The following is an 18841-nucleotide window of genomic DNA, read 5'->3' on the forward strand; positions in this document are numbered from 1 at the left end:
CCCCCGGACCCCCCACGGATGAAGATAGCCGGGGGGCGGCAATTGAACGGTATCCTTCAGGTGCCCTGTTGCAAGGAGAGGAATCAAGTATCCCTCCGCACTCAGGAGAACTGCAACGAGAAATTTTCATCACGTATGCGTGAGCCCGCGGTTCATGCCTGATTCTACAAAGCCGACTGAGGCCCCGTCAGAGGTCCCGGAGCATATTCCCGAACTGCGGGAGGAAGTCCTTCTTCCGTGACATCACGCCCGGAAGCCGCGTTGGCTGTTCCGCAATTCCCATCTTTGCGAGGTGGCCCTCCTCTGCCGCGGCAAAGAGGTCGCTGCCGTTCTCGAAGACATTGGTGAAGAGGGCGAGGAAAAAGTCGCTCCCTGTTTCCTGGCGGAGGGCGTTGACCTTCTCCTTGATCTCGTCAGCATGCACGGTGCTGAACTCGAAGGAGGGGACGGTCACCTGCGCGATGACCACCTTCTTCTCAAAGAGGTTGTAGTGCTTGGTATCCCTGAGGAGAAGGTCGTGGAGGGGGACATTTTCAAGTTCTATCCCCCGCTGGACAAGTTCCATGCCATAGGCCGCCGGGTCCACGCCCGCGATGCCGGCCAGGTAGTCCACGACTTTTTCGTCCTCTGGGGTCGTCGTCGACATCTTCAGGGCGAGGGTGTCGGAGAGGACGCCGGAGAGCAGCAGGCCTGCCGTCTGCTCTGTCGGTTCGACCCCCTTTTCGATGAACATCCTGGTGATGATCGTCGAGGTCGACCCCACGGGATCATTCAGGAATTTGATGGGTTTCAGGGTGGTGATTGCCCCGAGGCGATGGTGGTCGATGATCTCCAGCACGTCGGCCTTCTCGATCCCGTCCACCGCCTGCGAGAACTCGTTGTGATCGACAAGGATCACCGACTTGCGGATGTCGTCGACAAAGGTGTTGCGCGAGATCATGCCAAGCAGGCGGTTGTCGTTTTCGACCACGCAGGCCGTCCTGTACTTGGAGTTCGAGACGACGTCCTTCACATATTCGAGGGGGTCGGCCATGCTCACCCGCGGCACGTCGGTCGCCATCACCATACCTGCCGGCAGGGAGAGATTAATCATCTTGCCGACACCGAAGGCATCGAGGGCGGTCGAGAGGACGGCGACGTTCCGCGTCTTTGCGGCATTGATGACGCGCTCGCCGACCGGCGAATTGTCGGCGAGGATGAGCGCGGCGATCCCGGCCGAGATCAGGGCGAGCTGGGCCGGTTCGTTGTCCCCGACTATGGCGACGTCACAGGGCGAGAGCCGCGAGAGGGAGACATGGAGGGCGTCGATCGCCATGTACACCCTTCCTTCCAGGAGGTCGGGGCCGGGCACGAGGATCTGGGCGTTCAGGATCTTTGCCAGGGTTTCGAGTTTTATCGGCGTGATGGCAAGTTGTTCGATCTTCGTCCGGGTCACATAGGCACGGGCCAGGCCGTGCTCGCTCATAAGGCCGAGGAGGATGCCGTTGTCGTCGACGATCGGCATGTTGCGCACGCCGTGTTCGTCCATCATGGCGACGACCTCGATCGTCGGGATGTCGGCACGGGCGCTGACCGGATAGGTGAAGGGCAGGTCGGAGACATTGGGCTCGACGCTCTCGATCAGGGCCGGCGCTTCGGTGCCGAACCGTTCAAGGACAAAACCCGTCTCGGGATTGATCTCCCCGCACCGCGCAGGGACATATTTCCCTGCCTCCTCACGGTTCAGGAGTTCGGCATAACCTATGGCGCTGCAGATACTGTCGGTATCAGGGTGCCTGTGCCCGATCACATAGACCTTGTTCATGATCATCCCCCGCAAAGAGTGCGGATAGTGTCTTTATCTGTACGTCCCGCCTCTTTATCTCCTTGCCCCCGACACCCTCCGAGAGCACGAAGCACGCCCGGGCGGAAAAACACAAAAGATAAAGGTGGCTCTGCGGAGTGAACGGTCCTGTGGTGCCGCGTCGGAAGAGGGGAGTGATGGCAACCCCCTCAAGATCTCCCTCTCTCTTTTCCCCGGACCAATCCTGAGCGGGGACGACCGAAGAGAGTCGAGAAAATCTGTGACGCTGTCTGGGGACTTGCCTCCGGTGGAGAGTGTGGGATAGGCGGTGGATCAGTGTTCTCCACCAGAGGCCTACCTCACTTTTTCAGGGCAAGGCCTGCCGAGAAGGCCTTTGCGATCTCCGGGCCGACGGCATGGTACGCACGGCCCGCGGAGTCGTAGACAAAAGGCATGACCTTTGTGAGGTCAGGCACGCCGTCCGGCCCGAGCACCGACTCGTCCACCTTGACGTCCAGGATCTCGCCGATGAACTGGGTATGGACGCCGACCTCCACGCTCCCTGTGAGCCTGCACTCAAGGACGACCGGGAACTCGGCGACATAGGGCGCATCGACGAGGTCGCTCCTGACCGCGGTCAGTCCGGCCGTCGCGATCTTGTCGGCGTGCCTCCCCGACTCGATCCCGAAGTAGTCTGCCGCGGCGACATGGCCGGCAGACGGGATGCAGATGGTAAACGCCTTCTGCTGCTGGATGTTCTCGTAGGTCTTCCGCACTTTCTGGATCGAGACAGCCACCGACGGCGGGTTGGACGAGCAGATCCCTCCCCATGCCGCGGTCATGGCATCAGGATTGCCGTCGGCATCATAGGTGCAGACGATCAGCACAGGGTGAGGATAAAGAAGCGGCCGCGCGCCGCATGATCTCTTCATGCCCACAGAATGGACGTCGTACCTGAAGTCTGTTGCGCCAGGACCCTGCGATCCCCGGCACCATCGGGACGGCCTGTTCCCCGAGCAAGACCGGATACTCCCGATTTGGGCGTGAACAGCCGGAGAAACGACTTTTTGCCCGGGGAATCCGGCGGCGGGAAGATTCTTATTATCTCGCACCCTATTATTCAGGTCATCTCAGGACCCGGCATGGCAGCAGATAAACAGGAATACAACCCTTCTGACGGGGAAAACCAGGAATCGATCGACCAGGAGATCGCGGACCTGATCCTCTCCCTCAAAGACCCGAACATTACAGTCAGGTGGGAGGCGATCGGGACTCTGGTCGATATCGGAGCCAGGGCTGTCCCGCAGATCTGTGAGGCCATGAAGGACGAGAATAAATTCGTGCGCTGGGGTGCTGCCGAGGCTCTGGGACGTATTGGTGACGCCAGAGGTGTCAGGCCCCTGATCACCGCGTTAAAGGACAGGGACAAGGACGTCAGGTGGAAGGCTGCGATCAGTCTCGGCGGCATGCAGGCACAGGAGGCGGTCTGCCCCCTGATCCAGACCCTGCACGACGAGGACACCGACGTCAGGTGGGGCGCCGCCACCGCCCTCGGCGAGATCGGCGATCACCGTGCCGTTGAAGATCTCCTCGACGCCCTGAAGGACAGGCATGACAGGGACGGGCGGGACGGCGCCATCTTCGCGCTCGGTGAACTCCATGACCCGCGGGCCGTGGCCCCCCTCATCGAGGCCCTCGAAGACCGCAACTACGAGATCAGGTTCGAGGCCGCGAAAGCCCTCGGGAAGATCGGCGACCAGAGAGCAGAAAGGCCGCTGATCAACCGTATCAAAGACGAGAACTGGGAAGTGCGCCTCGTCGCCGCCGAAGCGCTGGTCAGGGTCGGCGGGCAGGACACGACCGACGTCCTCCTGCCCCTCCTCACCGACGACGCCCCCGACGTCCGCCGGACCGCCATCGAGATCCTCGGCGAGATCGGAGGACCCGCGGCCGTCGGCCCCCTTGTCGCCGTCCTCAGGCATGACGAAAATTGCCGCTACGAAGCCGCGGAGGCCCTCGGGAAGATCGGAGACCCCGGCGCCTTCGAGCCACTCCAGCAGATCTATGAGTTCTGCGACCCCTATGTCAGGGTCGCCGTCCTCAACGCGATGTCCGTGATCCTCTTAAAAATGAAAAGTAAAACGAACGCCGGCCAGGTCAACGGACAATAAGGACCGGAGTCTCGATCTCCCCCGCAATATCGCTGAGGGTGCCGCCAAGATAGGGTTTCCCGCTCCTGCCATGGGCCCCCATGACCACAAGCGAGTACCCACCGTCCCTGACCTCCCTGACGATCTCCTCTCTTCTGTCACCGTCCCGGATCTTTGTCGTGCACCGGCATCCTTCGCCGTTACAGAAGTCCCAGATCGCTGCCAGTTCGGTCTCGATGTTCCGGCGCATATCCTGCCAGATATTCTGTTCATAGGTCCCGATGATATCGCACTTGTCGCTCTGGGTGCAATAGTTGAAGGCCATCGTCCGCGCCTCGCGCCTGTCGAGGACCGAGAGGAGGACGACGTCAGCGTCCTTCTTTTTGGCTATGGAAACCGCATGGAGTGCCCCTTTGTGACTCCACTTCGATCCGTCGATTAATGCCAGAATTTTCATATCATCACCAGAAATACCGCAACCATAGGATTCCAAGGCCGACCGCCACGCTGACGATAAGAACGACCATCCCTACCTTTAGGAACTCGACAAAGCTGATATTTATGCCTTGCCGCTCGGCGATCCCGATGACGACGACGTTCGCCGAGGCACCGATCGCGGTTCCGTTGCCTCCCAGGCATGCGCCGAGAGAGAGGGCCCACCAGAGGGGGTACACGTCCATCGTCTGTCCCATGTCGGTAATCAGGGGGATGAGGGTCGCGGTCAGGGGGATGTTGTCCACGATCGCCGAGGCGAAGGCCGCAAACCAGGCGATGATAAACATCGCCTCTTCCGTCGAGTCGACGTGGCCGACGACGAATGAGGCGAGCTGCGAGATGAGACCGGTCTCCACCAGGGCACCGACCACGATGAAGAGGCCGCCGAAGAAGAAGAGGGCGGGCCACTCGATCTTCTCGAAGATCTCCTCGGGAGGCACGCGACTCCAGAAGAGGATAAACGCAGCGCCGGTCAGCGCGACGATCGCCGGTTCGAGTCCCAGTTTATCGTGGATGAAGAAGAGGAAGACCACGAGCAGGATCGTGACCACAGATTTCATGAAGAGAGACCTGTCCTTGATCGCCGCACGCTCGTCAAGGGCGTCGATGGTCCGGCTGATCCCGACCCTCTCCTCCTCCCCGATCCGCATCGACCTCCCGAAGATCAGGACGAGAAGGAGGAGGATGACGACGAAGTCGACGACCGCGATCGGGCCCATATTGATGAGGAACTCGTTGAAGGTGAGGCCTGCGGCAGACCCGATCATGATATTCGGCGGGTCGCCGATGAGTGTCGCGGTCCCCCCGATATTCGAGGCGAAGATCTCGGAGAGGAGGAAGGGCACAGGGTTCAGTTTCATCAGCGTCGTGATGTAGAGGAGCATCGGCGTGAGGAGGAGGACGGTCGTCACGTTGTCAAGGAACGCCGAGACGACTGCCGTCACCAGGGAGAAGAGGATCAGGACCCTGATGGGGCTTCCTTTCGCAAGTTTCGCGGTCCGTATTGCGATATATTCAAAGAGACCGCTCTTGCGCGTGGTGTTCACGATGATCATCATGCCCATCAGGAGGAAGATCGTCCCGAGATCGAGATACTCCGGGATCTTCTCCCACGGAACAATATGGGCAAAGACGATGACCGCGGCCCCGGCCATCGCCGCAACCGCGCGGTGGATGCGCTCGTCGATGATCAGGGCATAGGTGAAGAGGAAGACGGCGATCGCGATCAGTTCGGCATACATCGCCCTTCACCTCCGGCAGGGGACCGTCGGAGTCCCCTCAGAATGGACGTCATGATTATTTCCAGAATAATATGTCTCCCACTGACCTCTTGAATATGAGGGAAAGAGGGGGGAGGAAAACCCCTCACCAGCCGTACATCAGGAGGAGGACGCCGAGGCCCGCGGCCACGGTGACGACGAGGACGAGCATCCCCATCTTCAGGAAGTCCATGAAGGTGATGGAGACACCCTCGCGCTCGGCGATCCCGATAACGACGACGTTCGCCGAGGCGGCGATCGCGGTCCCGTTGCCGCCCAGGCATGCGCCGAGAGAGAGGGCCCACCAGAGGGGGTACACGTCCATCGTCTGCCCCATGTCGGTGATCAGGGGGATGAGGGTCGCGGTCAGGGGAATGTTGTCCACGATCGCCGAGGCGAAGGCCGCAAACCAGGCGATGATGATCATCGCCTCGGCCGTGGAGTCGACATGGCTGACAACGAAGGAGGCGAGCTGCGAGATGAGCCCGGTCTCCACCAGGGCGCCGACCACGATGAAGAGGCCGCCGAAGAAGAAGAGCGCGGGCCACTCGATCTTCTCGAAGATCTCCTCAGGAGGCACACGGCTCCAGATGAGGATGATCGCGGCGCCGGTCAGGGCGATGATCGCCGGTTCGAGTTCGAGCTGCGCATGGATGAAGAAGAGGAAGACCACGAGCAGGATCGTGACGACAGACTTCATGAAGAGCGACCTGTCCAGGATCGCCGCACGCTCGTCAAGGGCGTCGATGGTACTGGCGATCGTCTCCTGCTCCTCCGGCTTCACCTTGAGGGTGCGGCCGTAGATGAGGTACAGCATGACGAGCATGATCGCCATGTCGACCACGACGACCGGCCCCATGTTCATGAGAAACTCGTTGAAGGTGAGGCCTGCCGCGGAGGCGATCATGATGTTCGGTGGGTCGCCGATGAGGGTCGCCGCACCGCCGACATTGGAGGCGAAGATCTCGGAGACCAGGAAGGGCACCGGATTCAGTTTCATCAGTTTGGCGATATAGAGGAGCATGGGGGTGAGGAGGAGGACGGTCGTCACGTTGTCCAGGAACGCCGAGACGACCGCGGTCACGAGAGAGAAGAGGATCAGGACTCTCATCGGGCTGCCTTTCGCCAGTTTCGCTGTCCGTATTGCGATGTATTCAAAGAGACCGCTCTTTCGTGCGGTGTTCACGATGATCATCATGCCCATCAGGAGGAAGATCGTCCCGAGGTCGAGATAGTGGGGGATCTTGTCCCAGGGGACGATATGGGCAAAGACGATGACGGCGGCGCCGGCCATCGCCGCAACGGCGCGGTGGATGCGCTCGTCGATGATCAGTGCGTACGTAATGATGAATACTGCTATTGCGATGATTTCTGCGTTCATCAGGATCCTCAGTAGACGATGATCGGGATGTTCGCCATCTGGGCGAGTCTGAGAGTAACCGAACTGAGCGGTGCGATCTCGGTGGTCTGGGAGCCGTACTTCTTCGAAACAGCGATGAGGTCGGATTCCTGCATCAGTTCAAGTATATTGTCGAACTTCTTCCCGGCAAACATCCTGCTCGTCACCGAGAGGCCGGCGCCTTCGAGAGACGCGATCGCACGCGAGAGAAGGGATTCCCCGAAAGACTCCCTCTTCCGCCTGAACTCGGCGATCGCCTTCTCGTCAAGACTGTCCTCGACGATCCTGATCACCTCCATGTCGATTATATAGACAAGGGTGACCTTCGCCCCTTCATAACTCGAAAGGGTCTCGTACAGGGCGGGCGGGATCTCCTTCACGAAATAATCCAGAGGCATAAGGATGGACGAGACCTCGGGGACGACCATCTCCTCCTCGGTGAGGAGGAACTCCCTGTACTCCCTGGCGACCGCTTCATATCGTGTCCCGGCCACGTCCTTGAACTTGCGCTGCAATAATGAAGTGAAATACCCCATCGTGATCTCATCAATGGTACGTTCGGGATTTATTAACACTTTTCCCGGAGGCGGGAGAGGGCCTACCAGGCTACGGGCCGGTCCAGTTTCTCCCGGCAGGAAGAACAGAGCGTCATTTTCTTTCTGTCGAGTTCGGAGAGGGTGGCCGGTTTGAACATGACGCACTCGGGGTCGCGGCAGTGGTCGAGCCCGAAGAGGTGGCCGATCTCGTGGGCGCCTTCCTTTGCCGCCCTGTCGGCGAGGTCGTCGAAGTCATCTGTCCTCCCGTAGAACCCGTTGTCCAGTCTGGCAATAGAAAGGACGGCGCAGCCGGTCTGGGGGCGGGCAAGGCCGAAGACAAAATCGCAATCGCCGACAAAGAGGTCATGGGTGACGACAAGGAGTGCGGGGCTGGCATATTCTCCCATCTTCTTCATGAACAGGAGACGGCCGAGGACGGCGCCGGCGTCGTACTGGTTTCTTTCAGGGTGGTAACCGTTGATCAGGGCCTCGGCAGCGGCGTTATCGACCGGCATGCCGAGGATCATCTCGATGCGCCTGGACGTCGGCAACTGGAGACCGGAGGGCACCTGATGATCCCATATAATCGTGACACCCATGGTACCTAGATCATCGTGGCATGTGAGTATAAACGTATTGAATCCTTAATCGGGGCTTATCTCTCGAAAAATTACCGGGACGTCATCGAGATCGGGATCGGCAGGAACACCGATGTCGCCGCGGCCTGCGCACGGGCGGGCCTCCGGGTCAGGGCCACGGACATCAGGCCTGTCCTGCCTGTCGAGGGGGTGGAGGGCCGGGTGGACGATGTCTTCGCACCCGACCTCCCGTGGTACGAGGGCGCCGACCTCGTCTATGCGGTGCGGCCGGGCGTGGAGATGGTGCCGTCGATGATCGACCTTGCCCGGGCAATCGGCTGCGACCTCGTCGTCTACCACCTGGGCAACGAGATCTATCTGAACGGCGGGGAGGCCATCGACTGCGGCGTTGTCCTCCACAGGTACGTGCGGGCCTAGCGGCATGTCGGGGGTAGAAGGTCGCCGAATGTACGTGGACGATGGAGGTCTCTGAGTGTGGAAAATATTCGGATTTGGGATCTGTAAAACCCTCGCGTGAGAGTACTTCCGGGAGTGATCACTGGAGAAATCCTGCTCTTGTGTGCTGGCTCCGGGGGGCTGCCGCTCGAAAATCAAGATTCATGAAAGATCGAGGATCTTCCTGTCAAGAAAATACAGAGCATTGTCTGTGTTCTCGAACTCACTTCGTTCGTCCTCCCAGACCACCTGCCATTAGGATAGGGACGGGATGGCAATCCCTCTCAACTTTCCTGCCCTGTCTTCCCAGGACCAATCCTGAGCGGGAGTCCGGGGGCGGAGTCCCCCGGCAAACTGTAGGGGGGAGGCAGTGGATCAGCACGCACGCCATGAGATCAAAGAGGAGAAATCAACCTGAGTATGAGGGTTTACCATGAAAAACTTTTCATGCGGTATGCCTGAGGCGTGCTCCCGACTCATGCCCGATTCTACAAAGCCCGGATTTGGAGAAACTCTCAGAGAAAGAGGTGGGAGTCCGTTGCCTTCCCCACACTCTCCACCGGGGGACTTACGCCCCCGGACCCCCGATCTCAGGATAGGACGGGGGAAGGCAGAGCAGGAGTCCCGCGGAGTATGCCAACCCCGCCCCCATTGTAATCGCAGGGTGCGAGCGGAGCGAGCTTGAGAAAGCCGGCGGCTTTCGAGGGTCTGGGAGGACGACCGTAGGGAGTCGAGAAAAACGTAGTTTTTCGAGCAGCAGCCCCCCAGCACAGGCATCCAGAGCATGAACTCAACATACCTCGAAAATCAAATAATTTCTCGAACCCGCTGACGCTCTTTCCCCCCATGTTCCGGACAGACAAGAGGCGCCGAGGGCCCGTGTCCCTGCCCGCTCTGCAAGTGACGACGTCCTCTCAGAAGGAGTCGAAGAGGGTGGCCTGCGTGACGACAGGTTTCCGCTCTTCCTCCTCCACGGGCGGGTCCTCCTTGACGGGTGCCGCGGGGGTCTCCTCCTTTTTCGTTTCTTTCTTCTTTTTTGGTTTTTCTGCCGCCTTCAGATCTTTGATGACCGCCTTCGCCCGTTCCTTATCGTGGATGAAGAAGTTCAGTTCGTCGACATCGAGGGCGAGTTCCCGCGCGACAGGTTCGGGGTTTTCCTCCACGAGGAGGGTGATCAGGGTGAGGTACTCCTCCCTGATGGTGTGCTGGGGGAGGGCAAGGGAGCGGGAGAGTTTCTGCATCACCGACTCGCGCACCGCCTTCCCCTTCTTCGCGCCCCCCATCTTCCGCCAGCGGGCGGGAGGCATGATCCGGTCATGGACGCCGGCGCCGGCCGCCGCCACCTTGACGCCGAGGGTCATCATGGCACTGGCATATCTCCAGAGCATGTAATACTGGCGGCGGTTGGTGAGGCCGAGCCACTCGTCGGCACGCGAGAGGGGGGCATATGCCCGTGCCACGGCCTTCCCGTCCTTCATCACCGGCAGGTTCCCCTCGATCCACTGGACCATGGTATCGGGGGTGTCCTGCACCTGCCTGGCCTTCGCCAGGAGGTCATAGTCTGGTTTTCCCGAGAAGATGGCGGCGATGAGGTCGAAGATCGTCGAACGCTCGTCCTTCTGCGAGGTGGAGATGTCGCCGGCCTCGATCCTGTCCCTGCCCGCGCCTGCGGCACAGAGCATGTTGACTGCCGCACGCAGGTCCCCACTCGCGCTCTCGGCGATCTCCAGCAGGGCGTCTTCGCTGCAGGAAAGGCCCTCGGCCCCGCAGATCTCCCGCAGCCGCGGGACAATGGACCTGGCCTGGACGGCCCTGAACTGGACTGGTTCGCCGAGGGCCTTGACCTCCTTCGCGATGCCGTAGAGGTCGTTTGCGATGAGGAGGATCGGCTGGCGGGAGTTCTTGATGATATCGATGATCGCCCGCGCCCCGCCGCGGTCGGCCGTGCCATGGAGGTTGTCGGCCTCGTCGAGAAGGATCAGTTTTCTCTCGGCGCCGAGGAGGCTTGCGGTCGCGCTCGACGTGCCGGCGATACGGTCGAGTGCGGCCTTTGTCCGCTGGTCGCTGGCATTGAGTTCGACAATCTCCCAGCCCATGTCGTGGGCGAGGGCATGGGCGCTGGACGTCTTTCCCACACCGGGTTTCCCGTAGAGGATCAGGGGGGGGCTCCCCCTCGTCCACGACCTCGCCCATTCGTAGATCTGCCGCACGGCAGGGGCATTTCCGACAAGGTCCTGCAGGGTCCGGGGTCGGTATTTCTCGGTCCAGTCCATATGCAGGATCATAGGGAGGATGATCTCAAATATGCACTGGTGGGAGGGCGGCACCCCGGCGGCCGGTGCTTTCTGAAAGCAATCAAATACATTATCTTTGATGAAACAGAGTATCTAGTAGCAGCTGAAAGGATGTTGATGTTATCGTGGTAGACAACTGTTCCCCTGATGCGGTCGCCAGATCGATCCGGGAATATGAGGGGGTGACGAGAAAGCGCGGCATCGGCGAGCTTATCGAGTGCCTCAGGATAAACGAACAGCCTAATGTTGTCGCATCCTTCGGGGAAGACGCAGCAGTGATCCGTCAGGACGACCTGGCCCTTCTCCTTGCGGCAGACGGCATCTGGAGCAAACTCATGGAGGCCGACCCCTTCTGGGCAGGGTATTGCGCGGTGCTCGTTAACGTCCATGACATCGCCGCCATGGGCGGCACACCCCTCGCCATGGTCGACGTCCTCTCTTTCAAGAACGGCGAACTCAGGAACGAGGTAACGAAGGGGATGCAGGCGGCGTCCCGCCAGTTCGGCGTGCCGATCGTCGGCGGGCACCTCCACCCTGACACGCCCTATTCTGTCATCGATGTCGCCATTCTCGGGTCGATGCAGATCGACGACGTGATCTATTCGAGCAATGCCCGGACCGGCGACCGTGTCGTCGCTGCGATCGACCTGGACGGCCGGGTCCACCCCTCCTGCATGGCGAACTGGGACTCGGTGACGATGAAGTCGGACGAAACGGTGCGCCGACAGATCCACGTGATGCAGGAACTCGCCCAGAGGCATCTCGTGACCGCAGGAAAGGACATCTCGAACCCCGGCCTCATCGGCACTCTCGGCATGCTCCTCGAAGTCTCGCAGAAGGGTGCGGAGATCGAGCTTGAGGCGATACCGCGGCCAGACCTGAAGGCCCATGATCTCAGCTTCGAGCAGTGGGTCAGGATGTACCCGGGTATGGGCTTCATCCTCACCTGCCCTGACGAGAACACGGAGGAGGTCTGCCGTCTCTTCGAGGAGACGGGGATGACGGCCGGGCCGATCGGGTGGGTGAACGAATCCAGTTCCCTGTCGGTGTCGTATGAGGGGGCCACCACCTCTGTCTTCGACCTGAAGCAGGATGGGATCATGCGGATCATCGACACGGCAAAACTGGTATGATCATCGGTATCGGTGTCGAGGGGGACCCGGAAAAGGTGGCGCGGACAGCGGCGCGCGTGGGAGACCGAGTGCGGCTCGTCTGCTACTGCCGGCCGGGTGTGATGGCCGGGTACGAGACCGAGTGCCGGGAGAGCGACTGCCCCGAGGAGGCGCTCGTCGCCGGCCTTATGGCAGGGAGGATCGACGGTGCGGTGCGGGGGACTCTGCCGGCCAACGAGACCCTCAGGTGCCTGAAAAGGGCCTGCCATACCGATCACCTGGAGAGGGTGGCACTCCTGGAGACAGCTGACGGGGTGCAGTTCCTCCTCGCCCCGGTGGGCGTGGACGAGGGGTGGACGGTCGCGGAAAAACTCGCCTTCGTGACGAAGGCGCGGGATATTGCCCGGTCGTTCGGTCTCTCCGAGCGCGTCGCGGTCCTCTCGGGGGGGAGATTCGGCGATGTCGGCCGCCACCCGGCTGTCGACAGGTCTCTTGCCGATGCAGAACTGGTGGCCCGCCTCGGCAACGCGGAGCACTGCGAGATCCTGATCGAGGAGGCGGTCAGGAGGTGCGGTGTGATCATCGCCCCTGACGGGATATCGGGGAACCTGATCTTCCGCACGCTGACGTTTCTCGGGAAGGGATCCGGGCATGGGGCGCCGGTGGTCAATATCGACAGAATTTTCGTGGATACCTCGCGCGCCTCTCCCGACTACACGAGTGCCGTTCTCCTCGCCGCGTCGATGAGCGGCCCGAAAAAAACGGATTTCTGATGCTTTTTTCCAATAAAACCCGATTATAATCGGTATTTATTTTGGGGCACGATATGCGATGCAAAATCCACCTCCCCGATAAATCCCCCCCCAAACACCCATCGAAAGCCTTTCCTGCGGCATCGTTACGAAATCTTTAAATAGTCTTCGAGGAACTGATAATTTAGAGGTAATTAGACATGGCAGACTTACCTATTGCAGCGGTTGTCAGAATCGCAAAGAAGAACGGTGCTGAGAGAGTTGGAAGCGATGCAGCTGCGGCCCTTGTCGCAAAGGCTGAGGCCTACATCGCCAACCTGACCAAGGAAGCAAACCGCCTTGCCCAGCACGCTGGCCGCAAGACGATCAAGGAAGAGGATGTTGAACTCGCGGCAAAGTCCGCCTGAGTTCTCCCTCTTTTCTTGTAGTCTCTATTCCAAACCCCGGATGGGGGGTCTTTTGTGTCCGTCTTCGGTCTACCTCAGTGCTGTCGGGAGAGCGTGCGCTCTGGCACAAACTGCGGGTGTGGATGAACCGGACGCCGATCTGGCGCGACGGGATCCAGAACCGGGGACTGAAGACTCTCGATCGAAAGAAAAAATGGCTCTGGAAAATTCCTTTTCTGGCGTGCCTGTGCCAGGGGACTATGCCGCTCACACTCCCCATTAGGATAAGGATTGGACGGAAATCTCCTCTTCGGGGTTTCCTGTTCTGTCTTCCCGGGTCCTATCCTAAGTAGGGGGTCCGGGGGTGAAACCCCTGGTGGACTGTATGGGGAAGGCGGTGGATCGGTGTCACGTACCGGGGGATTACGCCCCGGCCTCGACTGTGGGGAAAGCGGTGTACCCGCGCGTTCCCTCATGGGATCAGGGAGTTACATTGGACCCGAGCACGGGGTTTGCAATGAAACACTCTTCATGCAGTATGCCCGGGGCGTGCTCTCGACTCATGCCCGATTCTCCAGACCCAAAAAAGAGATCTCCGGACACCCCGACGACAAACCTGGCCCATAGCAGTCGGGCTGGTGTCCCTGGCGCACACAGGGCCTCGCAAATCGTCTTCACTGCAAGTTTCAGGGAAACACACGGGGCAGACGGTAAAATGGCAGGAATCGCCCCCTATGTGCGGCAAAAAAGAAAATGGCCTTGGAGACCTACAGCGTGCCCTTGGTACTCGGCACGCCGCTCCGCCGCGGGTCGACCGCCACGGCCTTAGCGAGGGCGACGCCGAATGCCTTGAAGATCGCCTCGGCCATGTGGTGGTCGTTCCGGCCATAGAACCTGATATGGGCCGTGACCCCGGCGCGGGTGCAGAGGCTGTAGAAGAAGTGCTCGAAGAGGGTCGTGTCGATCCCGCCGACCGCGGGGCCGTTGAAGTCGCCGGTGAAGACCAGGTAGCCCCGACCGCCGACGTCGATCGCGACATCGGCGAGGGCCTCGTCCATCGGGATGGCGGCGTCGGCAAAGCGGGTGATCCCGGCGCCGTCCCCCACCGCCTCCTTGAGGGCCATGCCGAGGACGATGCCGAGGTCCTCCACCAGGTGGTGGGCGTCCACCTCAAGGTCGCCCTTCGCACGGATGGAGAGGCCGAAGCCCCCGTGCCGTGCGAACGAATTGAGCATGTGGTCCATGAAGGGGATGCCGGTCGCGATATCGGCGCCACCCTCCCTGTCCAGCGCGATGCTCAGGTCTATCTTCGTCTCCTTCGTCTCTCTCTTGATCTCTCCAATCCTCATTGTGCCGCCTCCCGTGCCTCTTTGATCGTGATCTTCCCGCTGTACAGGGCCGAACCGAGCACCACGCCGGAGACACCGAGGTCCCTGAGAGCCCTCACGTCGGCCGGCGTCGTCACTCCCCCGGCAACGACGACCGGGAGGTCAGTGCGCTCTAGAAGGCGCCTGACCGGTTCGGGGTCGATACCCTTGCAGAGCCCCTCCACACTCACGTTCGTGAAGAGAAGAGACCCCGCGCCGAGCATCTCGAAATGCTCGGCCCATGAAAGGTAGTCGCCCGCCTCCTCCTCCCAGCCCTCGATGACGACCCGGCCTCCCCGTGCGTCCACGCCGGCCATCACCTGCTCGGGGCCGAACTCCAGGGAGAGGTCGCGGACGATCTCTGGCTCCCTGACCGCGACCGTCCCCAGGATCACGCGGCCGACGCCGACCTCCAGCCAGGCCCGCGCGTCCTCGCGGCTCCTGATCCCGCCGCCGAGTTCGACAAAGACGCCGGTCTCCTGGATCAGTTCCCGGATCTCGCGCACATTCGCCTGCGCGCTGCCAAAGGCACCGTCCAGGTTGATCACGTGGAGGGCGTCGGCCCCGGCGTCAAGCCAGCGCCGCGCATTTTCAAGAGGCGTGCCGTAGGCGACCGCACTCTCTCGTTTGCCCTGCACCAGCTGGACGCACTGGCCATTGAGGATATCGACTGCGGGAAAGACCATCATAGGCACTCAGGGGATCATCCTTTCGATCGACATCACCAGGATGTCGCGGGCGCCAGCCCGCTTGAGCTGGGTGATCAACTGATAGACGCACTCCTCCTTGACAACCGCGTGCACGGCCACGAGGCCCTCCCTCGACGCCACATCCATCACAGTCGGGCCGCCGAGGCCGGGAAGGACGCTCTCGATCTCGGGCAGGGCGTCCCTGTGGGCATTCATCATAATATAGCACTGCCCCTTAGCCCGCACCACGCTCTCCAGGGCCAGGAGCACCTCCTGGATCTTCTCCTGCTTCTCAGTGCGGGAGACAGGGTTTGCAATCACCAGGGTGCTCGACCTCAGCACCTCGCCGAGGATGCGCAGCCTGTTTGTCTGGAGGGTGGTGCCTGTGCTCGTCAGGTCGACGATGGCGTCGGCGATGCCGAGATAGGGCGTCGCCTCGCAGGCGCCGCCGACCGGGACGACAGATATCGAGATGCCCTGGTTCTCGAAGAAGGTCTTCGTAATGGTCGGGAACTCAGTCGCCACCTTCGCCCCGGCGAGGTCGGCGTACCCCTCCACCTTTGCGTCCTCGGGCACGGCCACCACCAGGGTCGCCCCGCCCATCTTCAGGTCGAGGAGTTCGTCGACAATGGAGCCGCGCTCCATCACCATGTCGCGGCCGGTGATGCCGATATCCGCGGCGCCGTTCGCCACATACTCGGGGATATCGATCGGGCGGGCAAAGAGCACCTCGATCTCGGGGTCCACCGTCTTTGCGATGAGCTTGCGCTCGCCGCCGTCGATGAGGTGGATCCCGCTCTTTTCCACGAGGTCCCTGATCGGTTGTGCAATCCGTCCTTTATTCGGGATTGCAAGACGTATACGAGTAGGATCAGTCATCTATTCTCTCCCTGAAGGGATGGGAAATGTGTACGCAAAAAATGATCGGTTTAGAAGGTGTTCAGTTCGCCCCTGACGACCTTCTCGGTGATGTCGCAGATGTTCTCAAGCCCGGTGTCGATGATCGCCTCGACGGCGGGCTGGATCGTCTTCATGTCGTAGCCCGGCTTCGGGATGACCTTCGCGCTCGCCACGAGCGGCTGGTCGACCGGGTGACCGATCTGGGAGAGGAGGCGGACATAGATCTCCTCGATGCCGTCCACTTCGGCGACGCAGGTGTTGCCGAGCTGGGTCGCAAGGAGGTTGTAGATCTTGCCGATGTGGTTGATCGGGTTCTTGCCGCTCGTCGCTTCCATGCTCATCGGCCTGTTCGGCGTGATCAGCCCGTTGCAGCGGTTGCCGCGGCCGACAGAGCCGTCGTCGCCCATCTCGGCGGAGGTGCCGTTGACGGTCAGGAAGACGCTGCCTGCCGTGAGGTCGTCGGCGGTGTTCACGTCGACGTGGACCTTGCGGGTCGTGAACCGCGGGGCGATCTCGGTGATCGTCTCCTTGAGTCGTTCGACCGTCTCGACATATTCGCCGATGTCAGCGAGGTAGCGGTCGACCATCGCCACGGCAAGGGTGAGGGTGATCGCGTCGCCGTCACGCAGGCCCATGACCTTCACGTCGGTGCCGATCGCCGGGTTCTTCGGCCGATAGACGGTGTCGAGGTAGTCGGAGACGCCCTTGACGAGGCTCTCGGTCTCGCTGAAGGGGGCGTGGCCGACGCCGAAGGAGGTGTCGTTGGCACGCATGATCGCCGAGCCGCCGCAGACCTTGAAGACGTCACGGAGATCGGTCGAACCGGTCCCCATCCGGCAGTCGACGATGACGTCGCGCTCGAGGTTCAGGATGGGGATGATGCTCTTGATGTAGGAGCGTGCCGCCTCGACGGCGATCGAGTCGGCCGGGATGTTGATCCCGTCGAAGGTCTTCGTCGCCCTGCCGGTGAGGAGGACGTAGATGGGCTTGACGATCTTCCCGCCGCCGAAGTGGGGGATGGACTCGCCGGCCACGATCTCGCCCTGGTCGGTGTTGTGGTGGAGGTAGACGCCGCACTCTTCGAGGTACGCCTTGCAGAGAGCCCTCGAAACGGCCTCCGCAACGCCGTCGGCGATGCTGTCGGGGTGACCGATGCACTTGCGTTCAATCAGTTCGATCCGCTGGTTCTCTATCGGGGTCTGCTCCAGCCGCTCAACCTTGATGTTTCTGATCATCCGATCCCTCATCTCTATGAATAATTACAAGGATCGAGTCTCATTTAACGGTTTCTATAATTCCGCCTGCGTATGGTTGTTGCCCCCAAAGCGGCCCGATCGCCCTGTTACAGAAAAATGGGTATTTCTGCCAGGAAAAGAAGGAGGGGCGACATATTCTTACAGGTAATAATCGGACCTCGCCGTACCGGGGCGGCCATCGCGCGGGGGAGCAGGGGGGGAGGGCGTTACAAAGCCATTATTCTGGAACGTTGCTCAGAATCGTAGAAGCGTGAGTTCAACGACGAAAAAAAGAAATTTTACCCGGTGACCCTGATCTCGGACCGGATCGTGATCGTGCACGCCCCGTCCCTGAAGACCCTGACCAGGCCCCCGCTCTCCGAGACGGTGATGCCGACTGCGGGGATCAGTCTGGTGATCGCCGCCGTCGCCCTGTGCCGCCCGCCCAGGCCGCCGGGGAGGTTGACGTCCTTCGCATTCGCGTCCAGGTACCTCCCAGCCGCACAGATCAGCCCGTTCCTGTTCACGACGAAGACGCCGTCGAGCTGGGCGAACTCCTTGACGCTCTCCCAGTTTTCGTGGTTCTTGATGTCCCTGAAGGCTGCGTCGTGCCCCTTGTACGGGTTCAGGATCGCCTGGTGGGAGTGGCGGCCGATCTCCTCGTCGTCGCCGATGATGAAGGCGGTGCCGATCCTCCGGCCCTCCCGCCCCTCGATCGCGATCTCCATCGCCAGGTTGAGGACGGCGTACATCACCTCCCTGGGGACGATGTCTTCGTAGTTCCTGAGGTCGACAAAGTTTTTGGCGCGTTCGAGGTCGTAGACCAGGATCGCGTACGGGAAGACCGCGACGACGTTGCCGTCCTCGAAACGGCGGGTGAGATAGATCTGCACGGCCGCGTCGAGCATGTGCTGCTCGCAGACCGAGACGATCTCGTTCATCGAGAGGTCTTTCAGGATGTCGAGCTGGAGGTCCTGCACCCAGATCAGAGGCACGCGGGAGAGACAGGTGCAGGGGCGGGTGAAGGAGACGATCGCCTTCGCCCCGATATCCTCCGCGATCTCGGCGGCCACCCGCATCAGCAGTTCGTCATTCATAGTAAGCCACGGATCATGCCCGGGATCTCGGACGGCCGCGAGGCAACCGCCACACCCATCTTTTTCAGCCTCTCGATCTTGGAACGTGCGTCGCCTTCGCCGCCCTCGATGATCGCACCGGCATGGCCCATCCGCTTGTTCGGCGGGGCCGTGACGCCGGCGATATAGGAGACGATGGGCAGGTCGGTCGACCTGACCCCTTCCTCCTCAAGGTTGCCGCCGACCTCGCCGATGAGGACGACGGCCTCTGTCAGGGGGTCATCCTCGAAGCGGGCCAGGACGTCTGCGAAGGTCTGGCCGATGACAGGGTCGCCGCCGATGCCGACGACAGTCGACTGCCCGATCCCCGCCTT

18 protein-coding genes and 1 pseudogene are annotated in these 18841 nt (G+C 61.1%); 5 read left to right on the plus strand and 14 right to left on the minus strand.

The window, feature by feature from the left end:
* Positions 1-187 precede the first annotated feature (187 nt).
* Positions 188-1804, minus strand: coding sequence for a putative manganese-dependent inorganic diphosphatase (locus PHP59_RS06315; RefSeq protein ID WP_300165177.1), 1617 nt, complete (start codon positions 1802-1804; stop codon positions 188-190).
* A gap of 338 nt (positions 1805-2142) precedes the next feature.
* Positions 2143-2715, minus strand: a complete 573-nt coding sequence (locus tag PHP59_RS06320) for a flavin reductase family protein (RefSeq protein WP_300165179.1) — start codon at positions 2713-2715, stop codon at positions 2143-2145.
* 210 nt (positions 2716-2925) lie between these two features.
* Here PHP59_RS06320 and PHP59_RS06325 point away from each other — a divergent pair, with 210 nt between their 5' ends.
* The gene (locus PHP59_RS06325) at positions 2926-3954 is read left to right on the plus strand and encodes a HEAT repeat domain-containing protein (protein ID WP_300165181.1); all 1029 of its coding nucleotides are present in this window, start codon (positions 2926-2928) and stop codon (positions 3952-3954) included.
* On the opposite strand, the gene PHP59_RS06330 is transcribed toward PHP59_RS06325, so the two are convergent.
* The 5 genes from PHP59_RS06330 to PHP59_RS06350 form a co-directional block, all read right to left on the minus strand.
* On the minus strand, positions 3941-4390 hold the full coding sequence (locus PHP59_RS06330) for a universal stress protein (protein WP_300165183.1): 450 nt from the start codon (positions 4388-4390) through the stop codon (positions 3941-3943). The two genes, PHP59_RS06325 and PHP59_RS06330, sit on opposite strands and share 14 nt — an antisense overlap.
* A gap of 4 nt (positions 4391-4394) precedes the next feature.
* Positions 4395-5669 carry an ArsB/NhaD family transporter gene (locus PHP59_RS06335; protein WP_300165185.1) on the minus strand — a complete coding sequence of 425 codons (1275 nt, stop codon included), beginning with the start codon at positions 5667-5669 and terminating at the stop codon, positions 4395-4397.
* A gap of 124 nt (positions 5670-5793) precedes the next feature.
* A complete protein-coding gene (locus PHP59_RS06340; RefSeq protein WP_300165187.1) occupies positions 5794-7068 on the minus strand; it encodes an ArsB/NhaD family transporter in 1275 nt (424 codons plus the stop codon).
* Between the two features lie 8 nt (positions 7069-7076).
* Positions 7077-7622, minus strand: a complete 546-nt coding sequence (locus PHP59_RS06345; protein WP_300165189.1) for a universal stress protein — start codon at positions 7620-7622, stop codon at positions 7077-7079.
* A gap of 62 nt (positions 7623-7684) precedes the next feature.
* A complete protein-coding gene (locus tag PHP59_RS06350; RefSeq protein WP_300165191.1) occupies positions 7685-8221 on the minus strand; it encodes an archaemetzincin family Zn-dependent metalloprotease in 537 nt (178 codons plus the stop codon).
* 15 nt (positions 8222-8236) lie between these two features.
* Between PHP59_RS06350 and PHP59_RS06355 the strand changes: the two genes are divergently transcribed.
* On the plus strand, positions 8237-8638 hold the full coding sequence (locus tag PHP59_RS06355) for a UPF0146 family protein (protein ID WP_300165193.1): 402 nt from the start codon (positions 8237-8239) through the stop codon (positions 8636-8638).
* A 932-nt stretch (positions 8639-9570) separates the two neighbouring features.
* Here PHP59_RS06355 and PHP59_RS06360 read toward each other — a convergent pair.
* Positions 9571-10929, minus strand: coding sequence for a replication factor C large subunit (locus PHP59_RS06360; protein WP_300165195.1), 1359 nt, complete (start codon positions 10927-10929; stop codon positions 9571-9573).
* A 146-nt stretch (positions 10930-11075) separates the two neighbouring features.
* Here PHP59_RS06360 and PHP59_RS06365 point away from each other — a divergent pair, with 146 nt between their 5' ends.
* The 3 genes from PHP59_RS06365 to PHP59_RS06375 all read left to right on the plus strand — a co-directional run bounded on the left by PHP59_RS06365 (position 11076) and on the right by PHP59_RS06375 (position 13221).
* Positions 11076-12083 (plus strand): methanogenesis marker 2 protein, encoded by a 1008-nt coding sequence (locus PHP59_RS06365; protein ID WP_300165197.1) that lies wholly within the window; start codon positions 11076-11078, stop codon positions 12081-12083.
* Positions 12080-12835, plus strand: a complete 756-nt coding sequence (gene mtxX, locus PHP59_RS06370; RefSeq protein WP_300165199.1) for a methanogenesis marker protein Mmp4/MtxX — start codon at positions 12080-12082, stop codon at positions 12833-12835. The genes PHP59_RS06365 and mtxX overlap by 4 nt, the downstream gene beginning before the upstream one ends.
* A gap of 179 nt (positions 12836-13014) precedes the next feature.
* Positions 13015-13221: a histone gene (locus PHP59_RS06375; RefSeq protein ID WP_067051357.1), complete on the plus strand. Its 207-nt coding sequence runs from the start codon at positions 13015-13017 to the stop codon at positions 13219-13221.
* A gap of 746 nt (positions 13222-13967) precedes the next feature.
* Here the strand turns inward: PHP59_RS06375 and hisB are convergent.
* The 6 genes and pseudogenes from hisB to PHP59_RS06405 all read right to left on the minus strand — a co-directional run.
* Positions 13968-14549, minus strand: coding sequence for an imidazoleglycerol-phosphate dehydratase HisB (gene hisB / locus PHP59_RS06380; protein WP_300165201.1), 582 nt, complete (start codon positions 14547-14549; stop codon positions 13968-13970).
* Positions 14546-15256 (minus strand): 1-(5-phosphoribosyl)-5-[(5-phosphoribosylamino)methylideneamino]imidazole-4-carboxamide isomerase, encoded by a 711-nt coding sequence (gene hisA / locus PHP59_RS06385; RefSeq protein WP_300165203.1) that lies wholly within the window; start codon positions 15254-15256, stop codon positions 14546-14548. Before hisA ends, hisB begins: the two co-directional genes overlap by 4 nt.
* A 6-nt stretch (positions 15257-15262) precedes the next feature.
* Positions 15263-16135 carry an ATP phosphoribosyltransferase gene (gene hisG, locus PHP59_RS06390; protein ID WP_300165205.1) on the minus strand — a complete coding sequence of 291 codons (873 nt, stop codon included), beginning with the start codon at positions 16133-16135 and terminating at the stop codon, positions 15263-15265.
* Between the two features lie 50 nt (positions 16136-16185).
* Positions 16186-17391 carry a methionine adenosyltransferase gene (locus tag PHP59_RS06395; protein ID WP_300165207.1) on the minus strand — a complete coding sequence of 402 codons (1206 nt, stop codon included), beginning with the start codon at positions 17389-17391 and terminating at the stop codon, positions 16186-16188.
* Positions 17392-17690: 299 nt separating this feature from the next.
* Positions 17691-18488 carry a diadenylate cyclase gene (locus PHP59_RS06400; RefSeq protein ID WP_300165209.1) on the minus strand — a complete coding sequence of 266 codons (798 nt, stop codon included), beginning with the start codon at positions 18486-18488 and terminating at the stop codon, positions 17691-17693.
* Positions 18485-18841, minus strand: a pseudogene (locus tag PHP59_RS06405) (succinate--CoA ligase subunit alpha); the annotation flags it as partial. The pseudogene PHP59_RS06405 and the gene PHP59_RS06400, both read right to left, overlap by 4 nt.

Source organism: Methanofollis sp., assembly GCF_028702905.1.
Taxonomy (GTDB): Archaea; Halobacteriota; Methanomicrobia; order Methanomicrobiales; family Methanofollaceae; genus Methanofollis.

Excerpts from the sequence above, each read along its gene's own strand:
- PHP59_RS06335 (WP_300165185.1), bottom strand. The coding sequence starts at position 5,669 with ATGTATGCCGAACTGATCGCGATCGCCGTCTTCCTCTTCACCTATGCC.
- PHP59_RS06320 (WP_300165179.1), bottom strand. The coding sequence starts at position 2,715 with ATGAAGAGATCATGCGGCGCGCGGCCGCTTCTTTATCCTCACCCTGTG.
- PHP59_RS06325 (WP_300165181.1), top strand. The coding sequence starts at position 2,926 with ATGGCAGCAGATAAACAGGAATACAACCCTTCTGACGGGGAAAACCAG.
- PHP59_RS06400 (WP_300165209.1), bottom strand. The coding sequence starts at position 18,488 with ATGAATGACGAACTGCTGATGCGGGTGGCCGCCGAGATCGCGGAGGAT.
- PHP59_RS06395 (WP_300165207.1), bottom strand. The coding sequence starts at position 17,391 with ATGATCAGAAACATCAAGGTTGAGCGGCTGGAGCAGACCCCGATAGAG.
- PHP59_RS06350 (WP_300165191.1), bottom strand. The coding sequence starts at position 8,221 with ATGGGTGTCACGATTATATGGGATCATCAGGTGCCCTCCGGTCTCCAG.
- PHP59_RS06375 (WP_067051357.1), top strand. The coding sequence starts at position 13,015 with ATGGCAGACTTACCTATTGCAGCGGTTGTCAGAATCGCAAAGAAGAAC.
- hisG (WP_300165205.1), bottom strand. The coding sequence starts at position 16,135 with ATGACTGATCCTACTCGTATACGTCTTGCAATCCCGAATAAAGGACGG.
- hisA (WP_300165203.1), bottom strand. The coding sequence starts at position 15,256 with ATGATGGTCTTTCCCGCAGTCGATATCCTCAATGGCCAGTGCGTCCAG.
- PHP59_RS06315 (WP_300165177.1), bottom strand. The coding sequence starts at position 1,804 with ATGAACAAGGTCTATGTGATCGGGCACAGGCACCCTGATACCGACAGT.
- PHP59_RS06345 (WP_300165189.1), bottom strand. The coding sequence starts at position 7,622 with ATGGGGTATTTCACTTCATTATTGCAGCGCAAGTTCAAGGACGTGGCC.
- hisB (WP_300165201.1), bottom strand. The coding sequence starts at position 14,549 with ATGAGGATTGGAGAGATCAAGAGAGAGACGAAGGAGACGAAGATAGAC.
- mtxX (WP_300165199.1), top strand. The coding sequence starts at position 12,080 with ATGATCATCGGTATCGGTGTCGAGGGGGACCCGGAAAAGGTGGCGCGG.
- PHP59_RS06340 (WP_300165187.1), bottom strand. The coding sequence starts at position 7,068 with ATGAACGCAGAAATCATCGCAATAGCAGTATTCATCATTACGTACGCA.
- PHP59_RS06360 (WP_300165195.1), bottom strand. The coding sequence starts at position 10,929 with ATGGACTGGACCGAGAAATACCGACCCCGGACCCTGCAGGACCTTGTC.
- PHP59_RS06330 (WP_300165183.1), bottom strand. The coding sequence starts at position 4,390 with ATGAAAATTCTGGCATTAATCGACGGATCGAAGTGGAGTCACAAAGGG.